25 protein-coding genes are annotated in these 20,932 nt (G+C 70.6%); 9 read left to right on the top strand and 16 right to left on the bottom strand.

The features are described from left to right. Positions 1 to 6 precede the first annotated feature (6 nt). A complete protein-coding gene (locus tag AC6RUA_RS14890; protein ID WP_499813782.1) occupies positions 7 to 582 on the top strand; it encodes an NUDIX domain-containing protein in 576 nt (191 codons plus the stop codon). A 30-nt stretch (positions 583 to 612) separates the two neighbouring features. Here AC6RUA_RS14890 and AC6RUA_RS14885 read toward each other — a convergent pair whose 3' ends face one another. Next, complete coding sequence (locus AC6RUA_RS14885; RefSeq protein WP_499813781.1) at positions 613 to 1,449, bottom strand: DUF63 family protein; 837 nt, start codon at positions 1,447 to 1,449, stop codon at positions 613 to 615. Between the two features lie 92 nt (positions 1,450 to 1,541). On the opposite strand from AC6RUA_RS14885, the gene deoC reads away from it, so the two are divergent. Beyond that, positions 1,542 to 2,192, top strand: a complete 651-nt coding sequence (deoC, locus tag AC6RUA_RS14880; protein ID WP_499813780.1) for a deoxyribose-phosphate aldolase — start codon at positions 1,542 to 1,544, stop codon at positions 2,190 to 2,192. 31 nt (positions 2,193 to 2,223) lie between these two features. Here the strand turns inward: deoC and AC6RUA_RS14875 are convergent, their stop codons facing one another. After that, positions 2,224 to 3,417 (bottom strand): outer membrane protein assembly factor BamB family protein, encoded by a 1,194-nt coding sequence (locus AC6RUA_RS14875; protein WP_499813779.1) that lies wholly within the window; start codon positions 3,415 to 3,417, stop codon positions 2,224 to 2,226. 174 nt (positions 3,418 to 3,591) lie between these two features. Between AC6RUA_RS14875 and AC6RUA_RS14870 the strand changes: the two genes are divergently transcribed. Together AC6RUA_RS14870 and AC6RUA_RS14865 are read left to right on the top strand one after the other, a co-directional pair. Continuing rightward, positions 3,592 to 4,872: a tRNA (N(6)-L-threonylcarbamoyladenosine(37)-C(2))-methylthiotransferase gene (locus tag AC6RUA_RS14870; RefSeq protein WP_499813778.1), complete on the top strand. Its 1,281-nt coding sequence runs from the start codon at positions 3,592 to 3,594 to the stop codon at positions 4,870 to 4,872. A 300-nt stretch (positions 4,873 to 5,172) separates the two neighbouring features. Further along, positions 5,173 to 5,637 (top strand): hypothetical protein, encoded by a 465-nt coding sequence (locus AC6RUA_RS14865; protein WP_499813777.1) that lies wholly within the window; start codon positions 5,173 to 5,175, stop codon positions 5,635 to 5,637. A gap of 34 nt (positions 5,638 to 5,671) precedes the next feature. Here the strand turns inward: AC6RUA_RS14865 and AC6RUA_RS14860 are convergent, their stop codons facing one another. From AC6RUA_RS14860 to AC6RUA_RS14825, 8 genes are all read right to left on the bottom strand, one after another. Continuing rightward, positions 5,672 to 6,610: a cation diffusion facilitator family transporter gene (locus tag AC6RUA_RS14860; protein ID WP_499813776.1), complete on the bottom strand. Its 939-nt coding sequence runs from the start codon at positions 6,608 to 6,610 to the stop codon at positions 5,672 to 5,674. A gap of 68 nt (positions 6,611 to 6,678) precedes the next feature. Then, positions 6,679 to 6,951: a DUF7314 family protein gene (locus AC6RUA_RS14855; protein WP_499813775.1), complete on the bottom strand. Its 273-nt coding sequence runs from the start codon at positions 6,949 to 6,951 to the stop codon at positions 6,679 to 6,681. Continuing rightward, positions 6,944 to 7,342: a DUF7315 family membrane protein gene (locus tag AC6RUA_RS14850; protein ID WP_499813774.1), complete on the bottom strand. Its 399-nt coding sequence runs from the start codon at positions 7,340 to 7,342 to the stop codon at positions 6,944 to 6,946. Before AC6RUA_RS14850 ends, AC6RUA_RS14855 begins: the two co-directional genes overlap by 8 nt. An 89-nt stretch (positions 7,343 to 7,431) precedes the next feature. After that, positions 7,432 to 8,196: a cytochrome b family protein gene (locus tag AC6RUA_RS14845; protein ID WP_499813773.1), complete on the bottom strand. Its 765-nt coding sequence runs from the start codon at positions 8,194 to 8,196 to the stop codon at positions 7,432 to 7,434. A gap of 9 nt (positions 8,197 to 8,205) precedes the next feature. Beyond that, positions 8,206 to 9,012, bottom strand: a complete 807-nt coding sequence (locus AC6RUA_RS14840) for a cytochrome b (RefSeq protein ID WP_499813772.1) — start codon at positions 9,010 to 9,012, stop codon at positions 8,206 to 8,208. Positions 9,013 to 9,015: 3 nt separating this feature from the next. Further along, entirely contained in the window at positions 9,016 to 9,402 is a 387-nt protein-coding gene (locus tag AC6RUA_RS14835; protein WP_499813771.1) for a DUF7318 family protein, read from the bottom strand. A 3-nt stretch (positions 9,403 to 9,405) separates the two neighbouring features. Next, entirely contained in the window at positions 9,406 to 10,041 is a 636-nt protein-coding gene (locus tag AC6RUA_RS14830; RefSeq protein ID WP_499813770.1) for a plastocyanin/azurin family copper-binding protein, read from the bottom strand. A 78-nt stretch (positions 10,042 to 10,119) separates the two neighbouring features. Then, the gene (locus AC6RUA_RS14825) at positions 10,120 to 11,013 is read right to left on the bottom strand and encodes a DUF7319 domain-containing protein (protein WP_499813769.1); all 894 of its coding nucleotides are present in this window, start codon (positions 11,011 to 11,013) and stop codon (positions 10,120 to 10,122) included. Positions 11,014 to 11,100: 87 nt separating this feature from the next. Between AC6RUA_RS14825 and AC6RUA_RS14820 the strand changes: the two genes are divergently transcribed. Then, a complete protein-coding gene (locus AC6RUA_RS14820) occupies positions 11,101 to 11,586 on the top strand; it encodes a DUF7321 family protein (RefSeq protein ID WP_499813768.1) in 486 nt (161 codons plus the stop codon). A gap of 368 nt (positions 11,587 to 11,954) precedes the next feature. Here AC6RUA_RS14820 and nth read toward each other — a convergent pair whose 3' ends face one another. Then, a complete protein-coding gene (gene nth / locus AC6RUA_RS14815) occupies positions 11,955 to 12,638 on the bottom strand; it encodes an endonuclease III (protein ID WP_499813767.1) in 684 nt (227 codons plus the stop codon). Between the two features lie 307 nt (positions 12,639 to 12,945). Beyond that, positions 12,946 to 14,163, bottom strand: coding sequence for a proteasome-activating nucleotidase Pan1 (gene pan1, locus AC6RUA_RS14810; protein ID WP_499813766.1), 1,218 nt, complete (start codon positions 14,161 to 14,163; stop codon positions 12,946 to 12,948). 127 nt (positions 14,164 to 14,290) lie between these two features. On the opposite strand from pan1, the gene AC6RUA_RS14805 reads away from it, so the two are divergent. The 4 genes from AC6RUA_RS14805 (at position 14,291) to rad50 (ending at position 19,084) form a co-directional block, all read left to right on the top strand. Further along, complete coding sequence (locus tag AC6RUA_RS14805) at positions 14,291 to 14,560, top strand: MarR family transcriptional regulator (RefSeq protein WP_499813765.1); 270 nt, start codon at positions 14,291 to 14,293, stop codon at positions 14,558 to 14,560. A 134-nt stretch (positions 14,561 to 14,694) separates the two neighbouring features. Further along, complete coding sequence (locus tag AC6RUA_RS14800) at positions 14,695 to 15,051, top strand: DUF7966 family protein (protein WP_499813764.1); 357 nt, start codon at positions 14,695 to 14,697, stop codon at positions 15,049 to 15,051. Then, the gene (gene mre11 / locus AC6RUA_RS14795) at positions 15,048 to 16,388 is read left to right on the top strand and encodes a DNA double-strand break repair protein Mre11 (RefSeq protein WP_499813763.1); all 1,341 of its coding nucleotides are present in this window, start codon (positions 15,048 to 15,050) and stop codon (positions 16,386 to 16,388) included. Before AC6RUA_RS14800 ends, mre11 begins: the two co-directional genes overlap by 4 nt. Beyond that, complete coding sequence (gene rad50, locus AC6RUA_RS14790) at positions 16,385 to 19,084, top strand: DNA double-strand break repair ATPase Rad50 (protein ID WP_499813762.1); 2,700 nt, start codon at positions 16,385 to 16,387, stop codon at positions 19,082 to 19,084. Before mre11 ends, rad50 begins: the two co-directional genes overlap by 4 nt. Positions 19,085 to 19,130: 46 nt before the next feature. On the opposite strand, the gene AC6RUA_RS14785 is transcribed toward rad50, so the two are convergent. The 4 genes from AC6RUA_RS14785 to AC6RUA_RS14770 form a co-directional block, all read right to left on the bottom strand. Then, positions 19,131 to 19,559: a DUF7346 family protein gene (locus tag AC6RUA_RS14785; RefSeq protein WP_499813761.1), complete on the bottom strand. Its 429-nt coding sequence runs from the start codon at positions 19,557 to 19,559 to the stop codon at positions 19,131 to 19,133. Between the two features lie 38 nt (positions 19,560 to 19,597). Continuing rightward, a complete protein-coding gene (locus AC6RUA_RS14780) occupies positions 19,598 to 19,969 on the bottom strand; it encodes a DUF7322 domain-containing protein (RefSeq protein ID WP_499813760.1) in 372 nt (123 codons plus the stop codon). Positions 19,970 to 20,040: 71 nt separating this feature from the next. Next, positions 20,041 to 20,481, bottom strand: a complete 441-nt coding sequence (locus AC6RUA_RS14775; RefSeq protein WP_499813759.1) for a DUF7344 domain-containing protein — start codon at positions 20,479 to 20,481, stop codon at positions 20,041 to 20,043. A gap of 242 nt (positions 20,482 to 20,723) precedes the next feature. Further along, the gene (locus tag AC6RUA_RS14770; protein ID WP_499813758.1) at positions 20,724 to 20,900 is read right to left on the bottom strand and encodes a DUF7331 family protein; all 177 of its coding nucleotides are present in this window, start codon (positions 20,898 to 20,900) and stop codon (positions 20,724 to 20,726) included. Positions 20,901 to 20,932: the final 32 nt, after the last annotated feature.

Here is a 20,932-nt window from a genome sequence, read left to right as displayed (position 1 = left end):
TCGTGGATGCGCGTCGAACCCCTCCTCGACGAACTGCGCGTGCTCGCGGCGAACGGGCTCCGGTACGCCGACGACCACTGGGAGGCCGAGCGGTGGGGGCGCGTGCTCGACCTCGTGAGCGAGTACGCGGGCGAGAGCGTCGACCTCCCGCCCGGGGAGGTCCGGGAGCGGTACGCCGCCGAGACGGGGCACGTCACGACGAAACTCGGCGCGAACGCCGTCGTCCCCCGGGAGGGGCGCGTCCTGCTCCAGAAGCGGGCCGACGTCGGCCGGTGGGGGGTCCCCGGCGGGTGGGTCGAACCGGGCGAGTCCCCCGCGGAGGCGGCGGTCCGGGAGACGCGCGAGGAGACCGGCGTCCGGGTCGAACCCGACTCGCTGGTCGGCCTCTACACGCGCCGGGCGGGCGAGTACGGCCCGCACGGGCACGTGAGCGTCGTCTACCGCTGCCGCGCCGTCGGGGGCGAACTCGCCCCGTCGCCGGAGTCGGCGGCGGTTCGGTACCGGCCGGTCGACGACGTCGGCGAGTGGTACGTCGACCACGAACGGCTGGTGCGCGACGCGCTCGCCCCCGACGACGAGTGAAGCCCGCCGACCGTCCGGCTGGCTCGGCCGTCAGACGGTCGTGACGGTGAACAGCAGCGCGTTGTGAACGCCCGGTCCGAGACCGACCGCGGCGACGAGTGCGAGCAGGGAGTTCCCCTCCCGCGGTTCCTCCGCGACGGCGGGCGCGACGGCGGCGACGACGACGCACGCGACGAGGAGTTTCACGAGGACGAACAGCCAGCCGGCGCCGAGCGTCGCGGCGGTCGGCAGGCCGGCTGCGAACTCGATGATGAGGCGCGAGAGCGGCGTCCGCTCCCCGTAGCCCAGCAGGTCCACCCCGACGGCGGTGGTGACGCCGTCGACCCCGTGGGCGGCCACCGCGAGCGTCCCGGCCGCCCCGGCCACCGCGGCGGGGTCGTACGCCCGGAAGAGGAGTCGCGCGGCCGCGGCGCCGAGCGCCGCCCCACGAGGAGGCCGAGCGCGGGAGGACGGGGAGAACGTGCCGGCCCCCGCACCGACCGCGAGCACGGCGGCGACCACCGGCACGAGGAGACCGAGACCGACGCTTCCGAGGAGGCGCGCGTCGTCGCCCCCGCTGGCCGACAGCGCCGCGAGCCACACCGCGCCCGCGAGCGCGGCGGTGGTGAGGTACGCGGCGGGCGTCCCGAACAGCGGGCGGAGCGCTCCCGGAAGCGCGCCGAGGACGTAGAGGACGTGTCCGGCCGCGCCGACGCACATCCACGGGACGAGCGCGAGGACGTGCCGCTCGCCGAACGCGGGGTCGCGCGCTCGCAGGCCGTAGCCGACCGCGACGAGCGCGGCCGCCAGCGCGAGCAGGTACGCGAGCGGCGGGAGCGCGAACCCCTCCGGGAGGAACTGGAGCGGGAGCGACGAGAGCGTGTGCACGCGTGGGTCGCTCGCCGGCGACGGTGAAAGCGTTGCGGATGCGCCCGGGGACGCGCGACAGCTTTTCACCCCGTCCGGCGAACCACACCACCATGTCCTCGGAGCTCACCAGAGCGGAGTTCGCGGCGCGCATCGACCACACCGTCCTCGGACCGGAGACGACGCTCGCGGACGCCGAGCGCGTACTGGACGAGGCGGCCGAGCACGGGATGAACGCGTGCATCCCGCCGTGTTACGTCTCCGAGGCGGCCGCGTACGCCCCCGACGTGACGCTCGCGACCGTCGTCGGCTTCCCGCACGGCCAGCACGCGACGGCCGCCAAGCGCGACGAGGCGGAACTCGCGTGGCGCGACGGTGCGGACGAACTCGACGTGGTCGTCAACGTCGGACGGCTGAAGGCCGGCGAGGACGACCGGGTCGAAGCCGAGATCGGCGAGGTGGTCGCCGCCGTTCCGGTGCCGGTGAAGGTCATCATCGAGACGGCGCTGCTCACCGACGACGAGAAGCGCCGGGCGTGTGCGGCCGCCCGCGACGCGGACGCCGACTTCGTGAAGACGTCGACCGGGTTCGCGGACGGCGGGGCGACGGTCGCGGACGTGGAACTGATGAGCGAGTACCTCCCGGTCAAAGCCAGCGGCGGCGTCGGGAGCTACGAGGAGGCGGCGGCGATGCTCGACGCCGGCGCGGAGCGCATCGGGGCGTCCTCCGGCGTCGAGATCGTCGCCGGCCACCCGGACGCGTAGGAGGGACCGACGCGCCGCCCGACCAGCCCGCTCACTCCAGCGCGACGACGCCCGGCGCGCCGTCCACGTCGTCGGCGACGGCGAACACCGCGCCGTCGGCGACGGCGACCGAACGGGGAGCGACGCCGTACCGCCAGCGCTCCGCCCCGACCCGGTAGGGACCCGCGCCGGACCCCCCGTCGAGCGCGAGCGCGCGGAGCGTGCCCCCGACGCCGACGTACAGCGTGTCGCCCGCGGCCGCGGGTGCGGACGCCGGCGTCGGTGCCGACGCCCCGCCCTCCAGTCTCCAGTGTCGACCGCCCGCCCGCGCGCCGTGGGCGGCGACGCCGCGCCGGCCCGCGCCGACCAGCGTCGACCCGGCGTACACCACGGACTCGGTGACCGTCGGCGCCCCGGGCGCGTGCCACGCCGTCCGACCGGCGTGCGCGCCAGCGCGGAGGCGGAACCAGCCGCCGCCGAACGTCGCCGCGAAGACGCTCCCCCCCGCGGCCGTCACGGCCCGGACCGTCCCCGGGAGTTTGCGCCGCCAGATGGGGACCACCTCGTCGCGCGGCGCGTGTAGCTGGTACGTCTCCCCGCCCGTCGTTCCGACGAACAGCGCCTCCTTGCGGGCCGCGAGGGCGTAGACGCCGGTGAACGCGTCGAACTCCCAGAGCGTCTCACCCGTCTCGGGGTCGAGCGCGGTCACCCGGCCGGCCGTGTCGCCGACGTACACGCGGTCGCCGGCGGGCGCGACGAGCGGCGCGCTGGCGAAGTCGCCGTCGCCGGTCGCACGCCACAGGACGCTCCCGTCCTCCAGCGCCAGCGCGAGCGTCACCGGGTCGTCGCGCATGGTCGCGTACGCGACCCCGTCGGCGACGGCGGCGCCGTACGGCCGGTCGCGCTCGCCGCCGTGGCGCCAGACGCGTTCGCCCGTCGCGGCGTCGAACGCGTACAGCCCGTCCGCGGCCGGGACGAGCACGGTCCCGTCCGCGACCACCGGGCGTCCCACTGCGGGCGTCGTCCCCGCCCGCCAGCGGACGTCCGGGGGGACGCGTGGGGCCGCCCCGTCCGGGACGTAGCTCGTCGCCGCCGGGTCGGCCGCGGGCGCGGGCCACTCCGTCGAGACGTCGCTCCCCGGTGAGAACCCGCCCCCATCCCCGAGACAGCCACCGAGACCGGCGAGGCCGGCGCTCGCGACTCCGGCGAGACCGGCGAGCACGTCGCGCCGCCCGAGCGGAGGCATCGGCGGAGGGAGCCGCGGCCCGGGTATATTCGTTCGCCTCCGTCTCTCAGTGTCTGTAACGCGCGCCGACCCCACACCGCCCCACACCGGGACGGCGACCGCCGCCCGTCCGTGGCACTCCTGTCCACGGACCGCACGCCTTAACCCCGGCCGCACGAAGGGAGGAACGACCGAATGGCGACGTACCACATCGAGACCTACGGCTGTACGTCCAACCGGGGTGAGAGCCGCGAGATCGAGCGACGCCTCCGCGACGGCGGCCACCGTCCGGCGGACGGCCCGGCCGATGCGGACGTGGCCATCCTCAACACGTGCACGGTCGTCGAGAAGACCGAGCGGAACATGCTCCGGCGCGCGGAGGAGTTGGCCGAGGAGACGGCCGACCTGGTCGTGACCGGTTGCATGGCGCTCGCGCAGGGCGAGCAGTTCCGCGAGGCCGACGTCGACGCGCGGGTGCTCCACTGGGAGGAGGTGCCGAACGCGGTGCTCAACGGCGAGTGTCCCACGCCGACGGGCGACACCGACCCCGTACTCGACGGGCAGGTCGGCATCCTCCCCATCGCCCGCGGCTGTATGAGCAACTGCTCGTACTGCATCACCAAGTTCGCCACCGGGCGCATCGACTCCCCGCCAGTCGCCGAGAACGTCGAGAAGGCACGCGCGCTCGTCCACGCGGGCGCGAGCGAGGTTCGCGTCACCGGACAGGACACCGGCGTCTACGGCTGGGACGAGGGCGAGCGGACGCTTCCGGAACTGCTCGACCGCATCTGCGCGATCGACGGCGAGTTCCGCGTGCGCGTCGGGATGGCGAACCCCGGCGGCGTCCACGGCATGCGCGAGGAACTGGCCGACGTGTTCGCGCGCAACGAGAAGCTGTACAACTTCATCCACCTCCCGGTCCAGTCGGGCAGCGACGAGGTGCTCGAGGCGATGCGCCGCCAGCACCGCGTCGGGGAGTTCCGCGAGATAGTCGACACGTTCGACGAGCGACTCGACCGCTGGACGCTCTCGACGGACTTCATCGTCGGCTTCCCCACCGAGACCGACGCGGACCACGAGCGCTCGATGGACCTGCTCGCGGAGGTCCGCCCGGAGAAGGTGAACGTCACCCGCTTCTCGAAGCGGCCCGGGACGGACGCCGCCGACATGAAGGGGCTCGGCGGGACGGTGAAGAAGGAGCGCTCGAAGGCGATGAGCGACCTCAAGCGACGGGTCGTCGGCGAGGCGTACGAGGCGATGGTCGGGACGACCCGCGAGGTGCTCGTCGTCGAGGAGGGAACCGGCGACTCCGTGAAGTGCCGCGACGGCGCGTACCGGCAGATAATCGTGCGCGACGCGGACGAGCGGGGGGTCGACCTCGGCGACGTCCTCACCGTCGAGGTGACCGGGCAGAACACGATGTACGCGTTCGGCGACCCGGTCGCGCCCGCGAACGCACCGCCTACCGCGCGGTAACGGGGCGCTGACCCGCCCGGGTCGGCGGCGGCCCCCGGCCCGCGCTCCCCGGGGCGTACTCGCAGTCGCGCCCCGTGAACGAGTCCCTCCGCGCGCGGTGCGAGTCCGCGTCACGCCCCTCTTTGCTCCGCATACTCGCCGCAGGGGAGGCCTGACCGACTCCCGCGTCGGAGGCGGGTGAGGCCGGCGGAACCCCGTCGAGTCCCGGGACGCGTCAACCGCCGCCTATCTCCGTGTAGACCGGTCGTACTCCCCGAAACCGAGTACGAGTTTGATATGCCGTCGGATCGAGCGTCGTCTATGGGCGACACCGAGCGAACGGGCACCGACGCCCTCGATGCGGTCGAGACGAGGCGGACGCTCCGGGACGTACTCCACGAACTCCCGGTCGACGCGCTGGTCCCGTCGGGGTGGCGGGTGGGCACGGAGGTAGTCAAGTTCGGGGACGCACTCCCCGCCGACGGCGTGACGCTTCGCCACGGGGAGTACCCGCGCGACCTGCTGATAACCGCCGCCGGTACCACGACCCGCGAGGCGCTCGCCGTCTACGAACGCGACCGAACCGCCGGGAGACGGACCGCCGTCGCCAGCGTCCCCGCCGGAGCGACCGACCGGGAGGCGCTCCGCGGGGCGCTTCGCGACGCGTCGCGGGTGACCGAGCGCATCGAGCGAGGTGAACCCGCGGACGACGCCGTGTCGAACGCGCCGACGGTGAACCTTCGCGTGCGTTTCGGCGACGCGCTCCGGAGTCTCCGGTTCTACTGAGGGGACGAGAGCGACCAGTCATCCGGGCACCCGGTCACCGGTCACTCCGGGGAGGAGGGGCCGGCGCTTCCTCCGCTCCCACCTCCCGCTTCCACTCGCCGAGTTCCCGCGGGTCGACGTGGACGAACACGTCGTCGACGGCGGGGATGTCGCGGACGGCCTCGACCACCTCCGTCTCGATGGCGTGCGCGCGGTTCAGCGACATCTCGCCCTCCACCTCGATGTGGAGGCTCACGTCCACCTCCGGGCCGACGTAGTGCGCGACGACGTCGTGCGCTCCCCGGACTTCGGGGTGCGCGAGCGCCCGGTCGAGTATCTCACGGCGGAGTTCCTCGGGAGGAGCGGCGCCCACGAGGTAGGCGACGTTGTCGCGGACGATTTCGTAGCCCGTGTAGAGGATGCCCACCGCGACGACCCCCGCCGCCAGCGGGTCGAGCAGCGGGTAGCCGGCGGCCGCACCGACCACGCCGACGAGCGCCGCGCCCGCCGTGAACACGTCGTTTCGGTTGTCCTTCGCGGTCGCCAGAAGCGCCGGCGAGCCCCGGCGGCGGCCGGCGCGGAGGCAGTATCGGTAGAGGAGGAGCTTCGCCGCCCCGGTGCCGACGAGGACGCCGACGGCAAGCCCGCTCCCCGTCCCCGTTCCCGGTGAGACGGCTGGGTCGAAGAGCGCGCGCCCGACGCTGTAGAGGACGCCGCCGGCAGCGAGAAACACGCCCGCCGCGACGAACAACGAGACGAACGGCTCGATGCGCTCGTGACCGTGCGGGTGCTCGAAGTCCGGCGGCTGGGTCGTGAGGTACAGTCCGGCGAGGACGACCAGCGAGTAGGTGGCGTCGGCGAGCGAGTTCACCGCCTCGGACCCGACCGCGAGGCTCCCGGTCGCGTACCACACCGCGGCCTTGCCCGCGACGAGGAGCAGGTTCACGGCGAACACGAGTGCGCCCACGCGGCGGAGCGCCCTCCGGCGGTCCATACTCCGAGTCTCGCCGCCGGAGGCAAAGGCGTGTCGCGTCGGCGGTCCGCCGCGCTCGGGTCAGGGAGTCAGGAGCTCTGGCGGTCACCGAGCGCGTCCGAGAGCTGACTGAACGCCGGGATGAGCAGCCAGAACGTCAGCGCGCCGACGATTGCGGTCCAGAAGAACACGTCGTTGAGGAAGATGCCGATGGCGTCGAAGACGTTCGACGGCTCGGGCGGCGCGGCGATGAGTTGGCGGGAGCTCTCGAACGACTCCGTCCGGTACCAGCCCGCGAGCACCATCCACGCCAGCCCCGCCCCGGTGAACAGGCCGAGACCCTTCATGAACTCGTCAGCCATTGTCCAACCCTTCGTCGTCGTCGTCTTGAGCGTTTCCCATTCCCTCCGCCCGGAAGCGCGTTCCGAGGACGTACACCCCGGCGCCGACGGCGATGAACGCCAGTCCGAGCGCGGCGAACAGCCCCGTGAGCAGCCCGTCCGGGGGTGACAGGCCGAGCGCGGCGAGCAGCGAGGCGACGACGCCGCGTAGCGTCGACACCTGGAGGGTCGCCGCGTCGAGCAGCACGAACCCGACAACGACGCCGACGACCGCGATGAGCGTCGAGAAGACGGTCACCGTCTTGTACAGTCGCATCGGTACTACCACCTCTCTGCGCCCGCCTCCTCCTCCTGCGGGACGCTCGCGTCCTCCGGCGTCACCGGCTCCCGCGTCGCTCGCGTCGTCGCTCATGTCGCCGAGGAGGGACTGGAGTGACTACTGTCCTGCGAAGCGGCGCGGGAGGAGACGGAGTCGGCGAAAGAGGGGGGGCAGTCGGACCGTTACTTCGGCGGTCGGAGCCGGTAGTACCGGCGGTTGAGGTCGTACATGTACCCCTCGCGCATCGTCTTGAGCACCGCGTAGGTGATACAGCCGGTGACGAACGGCGCGAGGAACGTCAGGTCGAACAGCAGGTGGACGTCCATGGGCATCAGGTTCTTCACCGACAGCACGGAGATGGTGAACGCGAACGTGACGCCGAAGACGCCGACGGCCGCCCAGAACGGCTGTTCGACCGGACGGCGCGCGCTCCCCTTGTTGAGGAACGGGACGATGGCGATGAAGCTCACAACGACCACGTTCGCGAGCACGCCGTACGTCCGGTCGGCCATCAGCTTCTGCCCCCCGAGGATGGCCAGGTCGGGGTTGAGCGGGCCGAGTTTCAGCAGGCCGAACGACCAGTAGAGGTACCAGTCGGGCAGGATGATGCTCGGCGTGACGTTCGAGTTCGCGGGGTCCGCGATGTGGGGCGGGAGCGTCGCGGCGAGGAAGATGATCATCCCGACGAAGAAACTCGAGATGGCGAGGTTGCGTACGATCTCGTGCGGCCACGTCGGGAACGCGAGCACGTCGCGTTCGACGTAGTCCGACTCGCGCCGGAGGTCCTCGTCCTCGCGGCGCGCCCGCTCGAAGTACTCGTACGTCAGCCGGGCGAGTCCTTGGGTCCGCTCCTTGCGCTGGCGCCACGTCGGGGTCTCGTCGTCCGGCGCGACGATGCCTGTTCCGCCTCCGCCGTCCGTTTGGGGTTCGGATTGGTCGTCACTCATTGTCTTGTCTCAGTGGGGTTCCGCGATGCCCTGCACCCAGACGATGCCGATGTGGATGGCGATGAGCGCCGTCACCACGAACGGGAGCAGGAACACGTGCAGGATGTACATCCGCATCAGCGTCGACTGGCTCAGCGAGAAGCCGCCGAAGACGAGCTGTGCGACCCACTCGCCGATGAGCGGGATGGAGAGGCTCATCTCGACGCCGATCTGCCCGGCCCAGAAGCTCAGCTGGTCCCACGGGAGCAGGTAGCCGGTGTACCCGAACACCATCGTGAGCGAGATGAGGACGATGCCGAGCAGCCAGTTGAGTTCGCGGGGTTCCTTGTACGCGCCCGTGAAGTAGACGCGCAGCATGTGGAGGAACACGGCCGCGGTCATCACCTGCGCGGACCACCGGTGAATCGACCGTAGCATGAACCCGAACTGGAGGTCCCGCATGATGAACGCTATCTGCTGGTACGCGATGGACTGCTCGCCCGCCGCGGCCGCCCCCACCGCCGGACTGTAGTAGAACCCGAGTAAGGCCCCCGAAATCGCCGCCACCACGTACGAGAGCGTGCTGAAGAACCCGAGGGTGTAGAGTGGGTACCAGTACCAGAACTTGTTGTCGAGGTCGTACTGTTCGGTGTGGCTCTTGGGCATCTGGAGGTTGACCCGGTAGTAGAGCGTCTCCAGGAGTTCGAGGTAGTCCACGACGCGGAGCCGCTCGTCCATCCAGATGAGCGAGACGAGGAACCCGCGTTCGAGGGGGCTGAGGTCCTTCTCCTTGAGCCAGCGTTTGTGGTCGTGTTCGTCCGTTTTCTGAAGGCTCATTGGTTAGCGTTTGTAGTACGGGTAGACCGCGCGCTTCACCTGTTCCCAGGCGTCGCCGCCGATGTCGGTTCCCTCCATCTGGTCCTCGCGGATGTAAAGGTCCTCCCACTTCCGACGGCGTTTCTTCACGATGACGACGTCCGGGAGGAACTCCTTACGGTACAGCGCGAGGATGAACGCCAGGTCGATGAACACGACGGCGAGGATGCCGCCGAGGAACATGTTCCCCGTGTCGCTCAGCCCCCACCCGCTGACGAGGCCGTACGTGAACATGAACACGAACACCACCTCAATGACCGTGAGCAACACGATGGCGATGGCTGCCGCCGTGCTCTCGCGGGCGGGTTCGTACCGGTGGATGTCGCCGTAGGTGGAGCCGCTACTGGACATCGGTCACCTCCCCGTCCCCGTGTTGGGCGACTCACCGTACTTCAGCACGTAGAAGCTGAAGACGATGGTCACGATGATGCCGAGTATGGTCGCCGCGCCGACCCAGTGCGCCTGGATGGGGACGCCGAGTTCGTGGAGTTCCTTCCGGCCGCCGCCGGTGGCGACGGTCGGCACGTCCGACCCGACGGCGATGCCGCCGAGCATCCCCTGCGTCCGGTGGGGGTCGCAGTAGTACGTGTATATCCCGCCGGTGTCGAACGTGAAACTGACCGAGAACCCCTCGTTCTCCAGGGGTTCGTGGCCGCTCCAGCTCGCACCGCTCGGCTGGCTGTCGGGGATGACGTTGTGGCCACCGGAGACCCACTCGAACGTCACCGTGGTGCCGGTATCTATCCACACCTCGGTCGGCAGGAACGCGAGCCCGCTGCTCCCGCCGCCGACGTCGATAGTCACCTCCGACTGGCCACGGAGGTCCTCGTAGGCCCCGCCCTGCGCCCCGTCAAGGTAGCCGTCGAAGTTGGGCTTCTGACCCCCACCCCCGCCCTCCTGGGCGGTCGCCGTCCCGGCCGTCGCCGTCGCGCCGGCCCCGAGGGCGGCGGTCGCGCCGCCGGCGTTTCGAATAAAGTCCCGCCTCTTCATCGGTGCTAGTTGGTCCGGTAGCGTCGCGCTTAAACCCACCGACCTCTCCCCGGGCGTTCGAGCGGGAGAATCCGAGCGCTATCCCCCGGTTTCCGGCCGCTCTCCCGGTCGCGAGTCGTCGCTCTCACCCGGGCTCGCGCCCCCGGAGTCGGCGGCCGAGCGCGGGTTCCCGTCGCCGGCCGCCAGCGCCTCCCGCACGACGTCCTCGAACTCGGCGAACTGGCGCGACCCGTCGTCGCTGATGCCCGCCGCCCGCAGGCGGTCGCGGTACTCCTCGGCCCGGAAGCGGTCGGAGAGTCGCGCGTTCGCCACGAGCGCGAACAGGACCAGTCCGACGAGCGCGAAGAAGCCCGAGACGACGGGGATGAGGATGTTCACGCCGCCCGACGGCGACGGGAACAGGTCCGTGAACAGCCACAGTAGGAGCGTCCCGACGCCGACGAGCAACTGCGCCGCGGCGACGACCTGGAGCATCCGGTTGCCGAACTCGCCGGTCCCCTCGCGAACCTGCTGGGGCGTCGGGAGTTCGTACTCCTCCGGCGGGTCGGGCACCTCGTAGGAGTCCATCGAGCAGAGCGCGACCGTCGGTTTCACGTCCCGGAGCACCGTCCCCTCGCCCTCGACGCTCCCGTCGGCGTAGACGACCGCCCACCCCTCGTCGGAGTAGGCGACGACCGACTCGGGGTCGTGGCGGCGGTCGAGGACGGCGAACACGTCGCGCGAGGCGATGCGGGCCCGGAGGTCCGCCTCGACCCGGTCGAGCAGGTCCCGTCCCGTTATCCACGTGTCGGGGTCGAACGCCGCCTCCCACTCCGCGCCGGTCATCTCCGCCATGTCTGCCGGTCCGAAGCGCTCGAAGTCGTACTTCTCCTCGACCTCCGCGCGGAGCGCGTCGAGGTCTGACTCCGACCCCCCGGCGGCGGCCCCGTCGCCGGTGCCGTCCCCGGCCGGTGCGTCGGCGGGTTCGCTCATCACCCGGTAGGTTGCCGTCGGACGCGGATATGCGTTCCGACGCGCCGAACCGCGGGCTTTACCGCCGGGGCACCCTACCCGGGTTCGATGGTCTCCGACGAGGTCGTCGCCACCGTCGCCGCGGTGGCGGTGGCGGCCAGTTTCCCCTTCTACCTCTACGGCGCGTGGATCATGATCGACCGCGAGGCCGACAACGTGACGTGGGACGTCCTCGTCCGGCACCTCTCGTACATCGCGCCCGGCCTGGTGCTCACGACGGTTCCCGTGGTCACGTGGATGGGGCCACGGCTCCTCGACCAGTTGACCGGGCTGGCGATGCTCCACGCCTTCCTCGGGTTGCAGGCGTACGCGCTGCTCGCGTTCGGACTCACGGGCATCGTCCGCATCTTCCAGGTCAAGCGCGCGGCCGACATGTACGAGGGGACCGAGGGCGACGTGAACCTCGACGACCTCCACGAGAACATGAGCGCGTGGCGGGGCCGCCTCCGCATCGGCGTGTTCGGCTACACGCTGTTCTGGCTGTTCGCGTTCGTCGTCGGGGTCTACCGCTACTACCTCCGGTACGTGGTCTGACCCGACCCGGGCGCGGTCGGGGCGGAGGAGCGGTGAGAGCTACGACTGGTACGGCGACTCGTCGCGGTGGGCGTCGGCGTTCTCCTGGTCGGCCGCCTCGTCCTCCGCTCTCCCCGTCCGTGTCCTCGCGGCCCGGGTCCTGGTCCGGCATCGCGTCCTCGGGCGCCTCCTCCTCGTCTCCTCCCCGCCGTCCGCGGTGTCGAGGTTCGTGTCCTCGTCGATGTCGATACCGTGTTCGTCCTTCTCGCGGTGCCGCTCCTCGCGTCCTCGTCGGTATCGTCGTCGGCCATACTCGGCCGTTGGGCGTTCGGCGGTGTAAACGCGACGGCCGCCGACGGGAGGACGGCGCCGCTCTCACCGGCCGCCCGTCACCACGCCTCGCCGCTCGCCAGGTCGACGCCGCCGTCCCCTCGCTCGGACAGGCAGACGTCCGCGAGGACGCAGTCGCCGCAGTCGGGACTGCGCGCCGTACAGACCGCCCGGCCGTGGCTGATGAGCAGGTGGGTGTACATCCGCCAGTCCGCCTCGGGGACGAGCGGCATCAGGTCCGTCTCGATGGCCTCGGGACGCGTCTCCTCGGTGATGCCGAGGCGGCGCGAGAGCCGCTGGACGTGCGTGTCGACGACGATGCCCTCCACCACGTCGTGGCCGTGTTGGAGGACGACGTTCGCCGTCTTGCGGCCGACGCCCGGGAGGTCCGTCAGCGCCGCCATGGTGTCGGGTACCTCGCCGCCGTGCTCCTCGGCGATGATGCGCCCCGCCTCCTTCAGGTAGCCCGCCTTGTTGTTGTGGAAGGTGATGCCGTAGATGTCCTCGGCCAGTTCCGCCTCGTCGGCGTTCGCGTAGTCCTCCGCGGTCCGGTACTTCTCGAACAGGTCGGCCGTCACCTCGTTCACCCGCTCGTCGGTACACTGCGCCGAGAGGACGACGGCGACGAGCAGTTCCAGCCGCGTCGAGAAGTCCAGCGAGATGTCCGTGTCGGGGTACTCATCGTAGAGTCGGTCGAGCACCTCGGCCACCTGCGCCTCGCGCGTGTCGAGCGGCGTTCCCATGGCCGGAGCCACCGGCGCGGCGCGCTTGAGTGGTCCGGTTCGACCGCCCGAAAGCACGGGAGCCCGGAACGGTTTAGTCACCGGCGGCGAACCGCGGCACGTGGACCTCACTCACGACTCGTTTCGGGCGGCGCTCGGGACGGCGGCGGGCTACGCGCTCGTGCTCGTCGTCATGACCGCGCTGCTGTTCGGCGTGCCGTTCCTGCTGTTCTCGCTGTAAGCGCCGCGCCCGCGTCCGGCCGAGGCCACGTGCGCCGACGGCTCGGCAGTATCCGAGAACGCGACCGGAGAAGGGAGGGGGAGAGTGTTACGCGAACGCGAGCGAGTCGTCGCCGCTCGCGTCGTCGGTCTGGCTGATCTTCTCCCACGCCGTCTCGAAGTCGGTCATCCGGACCTCGGTGCGGTCCTCGCGGATGGCGAACATTCCCGCCTCCGTACAGACGGCCTTGATGTCCGCCCCCGAGGCGTCGTCGGCCATCACGGCGAGCGTGGCGAAGTCGACGTCGTCCGCGACGTTCATGTCGCGCGTGTGGATGCGGAAGATTATCTCCCGTCCCTCGTCGTTCGGCTTGGGCACCTCGATGAGGCGGTCGAACCGACCGGGCCGCAGGATTGCGGGGTCGAGCATGTCGAAGCGGTTGGTGGCGGCGATGATGCGGATCTCGCCGCGCTCGTCGAACCCGTCCATCTCCGAGAGCAACTGCATCATCGTCCGCTGGACCTCCGCGTCCCCGGACGTCTTCGAGTCGGTCCGCTTCGAGGCGATGGCGTCGATCTCGTCGATGAAGAGGACCGCCGGTTCGTTCTCGCGGGCCACCTCGAACAGGTCGCGAACCAGCTTCGCCCCCTCGCCGATGAACTTGTGGACGAGTTCGGAGCCGGCCATCTTGATGAACGTCGCGTCCGTCTCGTTTGCGACCGCCTTCGCCAGCATCGTCTTGCCCGTCCCCGGCGGCCCGTGGAGCAACACCCCGCTCGGCGGCTGGATGCCGACCTCGGTGAACATCTCCGGGCTCTTCATCGGCATCTCGACGGTCTCGCGCACCTCGTTCATCTGCTCTTCGAGGCCGCCGATGTCGGCGTACGTCACGTCGGGCGAGTGCTCCACCTGCATGACCCGGGCGCGCACGTCCGTCTCCTTCTCCAGTTTCTTCACGACCGAGAGCGAGTTGTTGACGGCGACGCGGTCGTCGGGCTGGAGGTCCGCGCGCATCTCCTCGGTGACCTCGGTGAGCGCCTCCTGGTTGTTGCCGTGCTGTTTGATTACGACGCCGTCGTCGTTGAGTTCCTGGACGGTGGCGACGAACAGCGGCGACTGCTTGAGCTTCTTGTTCTCGTGAGTGAGTCGCTCGAGTTTCTGCTGGTACTTGTTGTTCTCCGCGTTCGCGTCCAGGAGCTTGTCGCGCATCTCCTCGTTTTGGGACTCGAGAACATCGAGACGCTCCTGAAGGGTCTCGATCTTCTCCTGCTGCGACGAGGCCTCGTCGTCGTACGGGAGGTCCACGTCGTCAACGGTGTCGGTCATCGCCGGCTCTAGGGCGGACGTTAATAAGAGGCTTCGGGTAATAGAGGTGCTCCGACCGATAATGCCCATCAGTAATTAGAGGCGATAGCAAGTATTATCACTCAGCATGCGCACGGTCTCAGTACGCATGAGTGCATCCGACGCGGAGACGGTGGCTGCGGGCGAGGAGTCGGGGGACCGGTGGGAGCCGGTTCGTGACCTCCCCCCGAGCGCGAAGCTCGTCGCGAAGGTGCTGGAGTACGAGGACACGCTGACCCAGAGCCAGTTGACCGAGGAGACGCTGCTGCCGCCACGAACGGTCCGGTACGCCCTCTCGCGGCTGGAGGACGTCGACGCGGTGGAGTCGCGGTTCTCCTTCTCGGACGCGCGAAAGCGGCTGTACACGCTCGACCTGTAAGCCCGGTACACGCTCCGAGCTGCCGGTCGCGTGCCCGTCCCAGCGGACATCGGCCGAGTAGCTGGAACGGACCGACGGCCGGTCGGGAAGAGCAGGGGGCGAACGTTTATCGTCGATACCGCGGCATCGGACGCATGACCGGGACGGAACCGGACGCGCGGGCGGTGAAGGACGCCCTCCGGGCACTCGTCGAGGACGAGACCGGAGCGAGAGACCACGAGAGCGACGCCGCGTTCGTGTCGCGAGTGACGGACGCCCTCGACGACGTGCGGCGAGCGGCGAACGTGACCGACGCCGGCGGATTCGAGCGGGTACGGGAGGCCGCCCGGAGGGCAGAACGGCGGGGTGACCGGTCGCTCGCCGAGGAGTGCCGGGAGGTACTCGACGCGCTCGCGGCGTACCGTCGGGCCGCGGACGGTACGAGTATCGACGGGGATAGCGGCGACGCGGGGCTTATGCCGGACGACACAGTACCCACCCCACACGAATGACTCGGGTCATCCACACGGGGGATACCCACATCGGGTATCGACAGTACCACTCGCCGGAGCGCCGCGAGGACTTCCTCGACGCGTTCCGGCGCGTCGTCGCCGACGCCGTCGACGAGGGGGTCGACGCCGTCGTCCACGCGGGCGACCTCTTTCACGACCGGCGACCGGACCTCCCCGACCTGCTCGGCACGCTCGCGGCGCTGCGCGAACTGGACGACGCCGGCATCCCGTTCCTCGCCGTCGTCGGCAACCACGAGTCGACGCGCGGCGGCCAGTGGCTCGACCTGTTCGAGTCGCTCGGGCTGGCGACGCGCCTCGGAGACGACCCGGTCGTCGTGGGCGAGACGGCGTTCTACGGGGTAGACCACGTTCCGGCGTCGCGACGGGCCGACCTCGACTACGAGTTCGGTCCCCACGACGTCGCCCACGCGGCGCTCGTGAGCCACGGGCTGTTCGAGCCGTTCACGCACGGCGAGTGGGACACCGAGACCGTCCTCGAGTCGGCGAACGTCGCGTTCGACGCGATGTTGCTCGGCGACAACCACACGCCCGACACCGCGGAGGTGCTCGGGACGTGGGTGACGTACTGCGGGTCGACCGAGCGTGCGAGCGCGAGCGAGCGCGACGGCCGGGGGTACAACCTGGTGACGTTCGGCGGCGACGACGCGGTCGACGTCCGGCGGCGCGCGCTCGACACCCGACCGTTCGTGTTCGTCGACGCCGACCTCGGCGCGGACGAGGGCGTCGAGCGCGTTCGCGACCGGGTGCGCGAACACGACGTGACGGACGCCGTCGTCGTCGTCGAGGTGACGGGCGAGGGCGACCCCATCGCGCCGGCCGCCGTCGAGGAGTTCGCGACCGAGCGCGGGGCGCTCATCGCGCGGGTGACCGACCGGCGCGAGGTGGGGACCGAGACGGAGGTGTCCGTCAGCTTCGCGGACCCCGACGAGGCGGTCCGCGAGCGCGTCGCGGACCTCGGCCTCTCGACGGTCGCCCGGGACGTCGACGGGGTAGTACGCGGGGAGACCGCCGACGCGAACGTCCGAGAGGACGTGAAACGACGGCTCGAAGACCGCCTGGACGACGACGAGGCGTTCCGCGCGGCCACGGAGCGCGCGGACGCGGGATACGATGGGGAATCCGACGACACGAGCGACTCGGAGGGTGCGGTCGCGACCGACGGGGACCGTGACGCGACGGGAGACGGCGGTGCCGCGGCGAGCGACGTCGGCACGACAGCGAGCGGCGACGCGACGGGCGACGGTGACGCGGACGGCGCGGCGACGGGAGGTAGCGGGGACGGCGACGGACAGGCGACCATGGGTGAGTACCAGTGAGGTTCGACCGCCTCCGCCTGCGCAACTTCAAGCCGTACGCCGACACCGACCTGCGGCTCTCCGACGGCGTGACGGTCATCCACGGGCTGAACGGGAGCGGGAAGTCCTCGCTGCTGGAGGCGTGTTTCTTCGCGCTCTACGGGTCGAAGGCGCTCGACGGCACGCTCGAGGACGTGGTGACGAACGGCGCGGACGAGACCGGCGTGGACCTGTGGTTCACCCACGACGGGGCCTCCTATCACATCCGGCGGGAGCTGAAACGCTACGGCGAGCAGGTCCAGACGACGGCGTGCACGCTCGAGTCCGACGACGGGGAGGTGGCGCGCGACGGGGCCACGGCCGTCCGCGGGTTCGTCACCGACCTGCTCCGGATGGACCACGAGGCGTTCCTCAACTGCGCGTACGTCCGGCAGGGCGAGGTGAACAAGCTCATCAACGCCACCCCGAGCGGTCGGCAGGACATGATAGACGACCTGCTCCAACTCGGGAAACTGGAGGAGTACCGAGAGCGCGCGGGGCAGGCCCGGCTGGGCGTCGAGGACGTGCTCGGCGAGCGACGCGGCGCGCTCTCGAACGTCGAGGAGCAACTGGAGGCCAAGGCGGAGAAGGACCTCCACGAGCGGCTGAACGGACTGCGGTCGGACCTGTCGGCTCTCGACGAGAAGGTGGAGAACTACGAGGCCCAGCAGGCCACCGCCGAGTCCACGCGCGACGAGGCGCGCGAGGTGCTCGACGGTCACGAGGAGCGGCGCGCGGAACTGGCCGACCTGGAGGACGACATCGAGGAACTGGAGACGGCGGTCCGCGAGGCGGAGTCCGAGCGGGAGACGCTGGCCGAGCAGGCGGCGGCGAAGCGCGACCGACTGGACGACCTCCGGGAAGAGCTGACGGAGCGGCTCGCCGAGACGGACCTCGACGGGGCGACGGCCGACGCGCTCGCGGAGCGCCGGAGCGAACTCGACGGCCGGGAGGCCGACCTCCGCGAACGGCGAGAGTCGGCCGCGGACGACGCGACAGCGTTCGGCGCACAGGCCGAGAACCTCCAGTCGTCGGCCGCGGACCTCGACTCCCGGGCGGCCGAGAAGCGGGAGCGGGCCGAGGCGCTGGACGACGAGGTGGAAGACGCCGAGGCGTCGCTCGACGACCGGGAGGCGTCGCTCGACGACCTGGAGGCCGAGCGCGAGGAACTGACGGACGAGTTCGCGGACGCACCCGTCGACGTCGACGAGGCCGAGTCGTATCGGGAGTCGCTCCGCGACGACCTCGACGCGGTCCAGAGCGAACTCACGGAGACGACGGCCGACCTCACGACGGCGCGCGCGCGCGTCGCTGACGCCGAGTCGCTGCTCGCGGAGGGGAAGTGTCCCGAGTGCGGTCAGCCGGTCGAGGACTCCCCGCACGTGGACACGCTCTCGGAGGACCGCGAGCGCGTCGAGGAACTGGAGGCCGAACTGGCCGACCTGTGCGAGCGCGAGGACGACCTGGAGGAGAGACTCGACCGCGCGGAGGAGCTGGTGACCGCCGAGCGCCGGCTCTCCGAGCTGTCGTCGAAGCGGGAACTCGTCGCGGAGGGCATCGAGGAGAAACGCGCCGACATCGAGGAGAAGTGCGAGCGCGCGGAGACGCTCCGCGAGGAGGCGGAGACGCTCGACGAGGAGGCCACGGAGAAGCGGGCAGTCGCCGAGGAGAAGGAGACGGCCGCCGAGGAGGCCCGGGAGACGGTCGGCGACGTCGACGACGACCTCTCGGACGTGGACGCCGCCCGCGACCGTCTCGACGCGGTCGAGGGGACCCGGGAGACCGTCGCCGAGACGGAGCGCGACCTCGAACGGCTGTCGGAGAAGCGCGCCGACCTAGCGGACCGGAACGACGAGCGCCGTGAGTTCCTCGCCGAGAAACGGGCGCGCCGGGACGACCTCAGGGAGGCGTTCGACGAGGAGCGCGTCGAGACGGCCCGCGAGCGCCTGGCGAACGCCGAGGAGTACATCGATCGGGTGACGGAGGCGCTGGCCGACCTGGCCGAGCGTCGGGACGACCTCACGAGCGCCATCGGCGCCGCCGAGCGGGAACTGGACGAACTGGAGGAGCTCCGCGACAGACGGGAGGAGCTCTCGGAGCGGGTGGACGCGCTCGAGTCGGTCCACGAGGAGACCGAAGAGCTAGAGGCGATGTACGGCGACCTCCGGGCGGAACTGCGCCGGCGGAACGTCGAGAGCCTCGAACGGATGCTGAACGAGACGTTCGAGTTGGTCTACGGCAACGACGCCTACTCGCACATCGAACTCGACGGCGAGTACGAACTCACGGTGTACCAGAAGGACGGCGAGGCGCTGGAACCCGAGCAACTGTCGGGTGGCGAGCGGGCGCTGTTCAACCTCAGCCTCCGGTGTGCCATCTACCGCCTGCTCGCCGAGGGCATCGACGGGGCCGCCCCGACCCCGCCGCTCATCCTCGACGAGCCGACGGTGTTCCTCGACGCCGGACACGTCTCGCGGCTGGTCGACCTGGTCGAGGAGATGCGCGGGTTCGGCGTCCGCCAGATCGTCATCGTGAGCCACGACGACGAACTCGTCGGCGCGGCCGACGACCTGGTCAGCGTCGAGAAGGACCCGACGTCGAACCGGTCGTCGGTCGAGCGCGCCGACGGCGCGTCGCTCGCCGACCTCGAAATCGTGGACGGGACGGCCGACGACTGAGCGCGGTCCCGGACGCTCGGACCGGACCACGTCTCGCTACGTCTCGCTACGTCTCGGACCCGCGGAACCGGGCGACGGCCGCGCGCGCCGACTCGGTCGGCGCGTACCCCCGCTGACCGGCCACGGTCGTCTCCTCGACGAGGCCGGCGGCGCGGAACTCCGCGAGCAGGCCGTGGAGGTCCGACTCACAGAGGTCGTACGAGTCGAGGAGCGTCCGGACGGCCAGCGGGCCTCGGTCGACGAACTCGACGAGGAGACCGAGGGCGCGCTCGTCGGGACACGCCAGCACCGCCCGGCGGACGCCCTCGGGGAGGCCGCCGGCCGCGGCCGCGAGCGGCGGGTCGCCCTCGGGTTCGAGGGCGTCGTTCGGGAGGTACCGCTCCTCCCCCGTCGCGGGGTCGCGCACGCGGCTCGAGTCGGCCGAGCGCTTCACGAGGAGATACCGGTGGCCCTCGGCGTCGCGGACGGGTTGCACGGACGGCGAGAGGCGGGCCGAGCGAAAAGGCGTGTCGGTCAGTCGGTCGACGGCTCGTCCGCCCCGTCCGGAGTTCGGTCACGGTCCCGGAACGCGCGGTACGTCTGGTAGACGCGCACCGCCGCGAAGAGACCGACGAGGAGGGCGGCACCGCCCCAGCGCCACTCGCCGCGGAACCCGATGAGCATGAGGCCGAGCGAGACGCCGAACAGCGCGACGTTCGCGTAGACGGTAGCCAGCCAGAACGGCTTGCTGATGCTCGAATCGACCGACGCGGCGTCGGGGAGCCTGTCGGCCGGGTTACGGACGGTGGGCGCGTTCACCTCGGGGACGTTCACGAGGTCCTCCTCCGGGTTGCCCCACCGCTCCTCGGGGTCGAGCGCCCCGTCGTCGTCGTCCTCGTCGAACACGAACCCGGGTAGGGGTATCGCGGTGAAAAGGGTTCCCTGACGGCCGGGCGCCGCGTCCGTCTGGACGGCGCTCAGGCACCGTCGTCTCTCTCTCCGTGGGCCCCGCCGGACGGCGCGTCGAGGCTCCGTCCGACGCTCTCGAGTGCCGCCACCATCCGCTCGGCGTTGGAGGCGGGGGTGATTCGCTCGGTCACGGCGTCGAACGTCACCACGTCGTGCTCGCACAACACCGGCACGTGGAGGTGATACAGCGACGCGAGTACGCGCTCTTCGGTTCGCTGGCCGACGGCTGCTTCGGTCACGTCGGTCTCTCGGGCGGCGACTCTCGTCGCGAGCGTCCGCAGCGGCCAGTCGGAACGGTCGGTGAGCGCCGAGAGGACGTACCGTCGTCGCGGGTGGTCGAGCACCTCGAACGCCGGTTCCGGGCCGAGTACCGAGTCGGGAACCCGTCGTTTCGACAGCGATTCGTCTCCTCCGGCACCGTTTCGCTCGTCAGCTTCGTTGGGAATCATGAGATAGTAGAAAATGTAAGATGTTCTGATGATAATTCTACTCACGAACTACTGTCGTCATAAAGGCCAGAGTTGAGTAGTCAAGCCACACTTCACCTCGTCGCCGGCCGGTCACTCCCCTGGGGTCGTGCGTAGCGTAGTACCGAACCGTCGGCAGCGAGTTCGGGTCCGACGGCCGGTCCCCGGGTGCGGTCACTCGGCGAGGGAACCGTCGGCAGGAAGTGGCACCCGTTCGGGTGGGATTACGCGAGGTCGGGGAGCGCGAACGCGGTACTCGCCTCTATCCACGCGAGGGGACTCTCCGCGTCGTACAGCACGACCCGTCCGTCGTCTTCGTACGCCTCGACCGTCTCGACGGCCTCGTCCGGACGCTCGTCCGCGTCCGCGCTATCCCACGACGGGTCGGATTGGGGGGTCATAGGACACCCCATGGTACTTTGTCGCACGGTAT

The sequence above is a fragment of the Halorarum sp. SLYT50 genome (assembly GCF_059821265.1).
The sequence above is the reverse complement of the archived record's forward strand: the minus strand, read 5'-3'. Positions and strand labels throughout refer to the sequence as shown.

Bases quoted from the DNA above. Each gene is read 5' to 3' on its own strand.
- AC6RUA_RS14855 (WP_499813775.1), bottom strand. From the start codon at position 6,951: ATGGCTGACGAGTTCATGAAGGGTCTCGGCCTGTTCACCGGGGCGGGG.
- AC6RUA_RS14870 (WP_499813778.1), top strand. From the start codon at position 3,592: ATGGCGACGTACCACATCGAGACCTACGGCTGTACGTCCAACCGGGGT.
- AC6RUA_RS14875 (WP_499813779.1), bottom strand. From the start codon at position 3,417: ATGCCTCCGCTCGGGCGGCGCGACGTGCTCGCCGGTCTCGCCGGAGTC.
- AC6RUA_RS14865 (WP_499813777.1), top strand. From the start codon at position 5,173: ATGGGCGACACCGAGCGAACGGGCACCGACGCCCTCGATGCGGTCGAG.
- AC6RUA_RS14845 (WP_499813773.1), bottom strand. From the start codon at position 8,196: ATGAGTGACGACCAATCCGAACCCCAAACGGACGGCGGAGGCGGAACA.
- AC6RUA_RS14840 (WP_499813772.1), bottom strand. From the start codon at position 9,012: ATGAGCCTTCAGAAAACGGACGAACACGACCACAAACGCTGGCTCAAG.
- pan1 (WP_499813766.1), bottom strand. From the start codon at position 14,163: ATGACCGACACCGTTGACGACGTGGACCTCCCGTACGACGACGAGGCC.
- AC6RUA_RS14830 (WP_499813770.1), bottom strand. From the start codon at position 10,041: ATGAAGAGGCGGGACTTTATTCGAAACGCCGGCGGCGCGACCGCCGCC.
- mre11 (WP_499813763.1), top strand. From the start codon at position 15,048: ATGACTCGGGTCATCCACACGGGGGATACCCACATCGGGTATCGACAG.
- AC6RUA_RS14770 (WP_499813758.1), bottom strand. From the start codon at position 20,900: ATGACCCCCCAATCCGACCCGTCGTGGGATAGCGCGGACGCGGACGAG.
- AC6RUA_RS14825 (WP_499813769.1), bottom strand. From the start codon at position 11,013: ATGAGCGAACCCGCCGACGCACCGGCCGGGGACGGCACCGGCGACGGG.
- nth (WP_499813767.1), bottom strand. From the start codon at position 12,638: ATGGGAACGCCGCTCGACACGCGCGAGGCGCAGGTGGCCGAGGTGCTC.
- AC6RUA_RS14820 (WP_499813768.1), top strand. From the start codon at position 11,101: ATGGTCTCCGACGAGGTCGTCGCCACCGTCGCCGCGGTGGCGGTGGCG.
- AC6RUA_RS14890 (WP_499813782.1), top strand. From the start codon at position 7: ATGCGCGTCGAACCCCTCCTCGACGAACTGCGCGTGCTCGCGGCGAAC.
- AC6RUA_RS14860 (WP_499813776.1), bottom strand. From the start codon at position 6,610: ATGGACCGCCGGAGGGCGCTCCGCCGCGTGGGCGCACTCGTGTTCGCC.
- AC6RUA_RS14805 (WP_499813765.1), top strand. From the start codon at position 14,291: ATGAGTGCATCCGACGCGGAGACGGTGGCTGCGGGCGAGGAGTCGGGG.
- AC6RUA_RS14800 (WP_499813764.1), top strand. From the start codon at position 14,695: ATGACCGGGACGGAACCGGACGCGCGGGCGGTGAAGGACGCCCTCCGG.
- AC6RUA_RS14835 (WP_499813771.1), bottom strand. From the start codon at position 9,402: ATGTCCAGTAGCGGCTCCACCTACGGCGACATCCACCGGTACGAACCC.
- deoC (WP_499813780.1), top strand. From the start codon at position 1,542: ATGTCCTCGGAGCTCACCAGAGCGGAGTTCGCGGCGCGCATCGACCAC.
- AC6RUA_RS14850 (WP_499813774.1), bottom strand. From the start codon at position 7,342: ATGAGCGACGACGCGAGCGACGCGGGAGCCGGTGACGCCGGAGGACGC.
- AC6RUA_RS14775 (WP_499813759.1), bottom strand. From the start codon at position 20,481: ATGATTCCCAACGAAGCTGACGAGCGAAACGGTGCCGGAGGAGACGAA.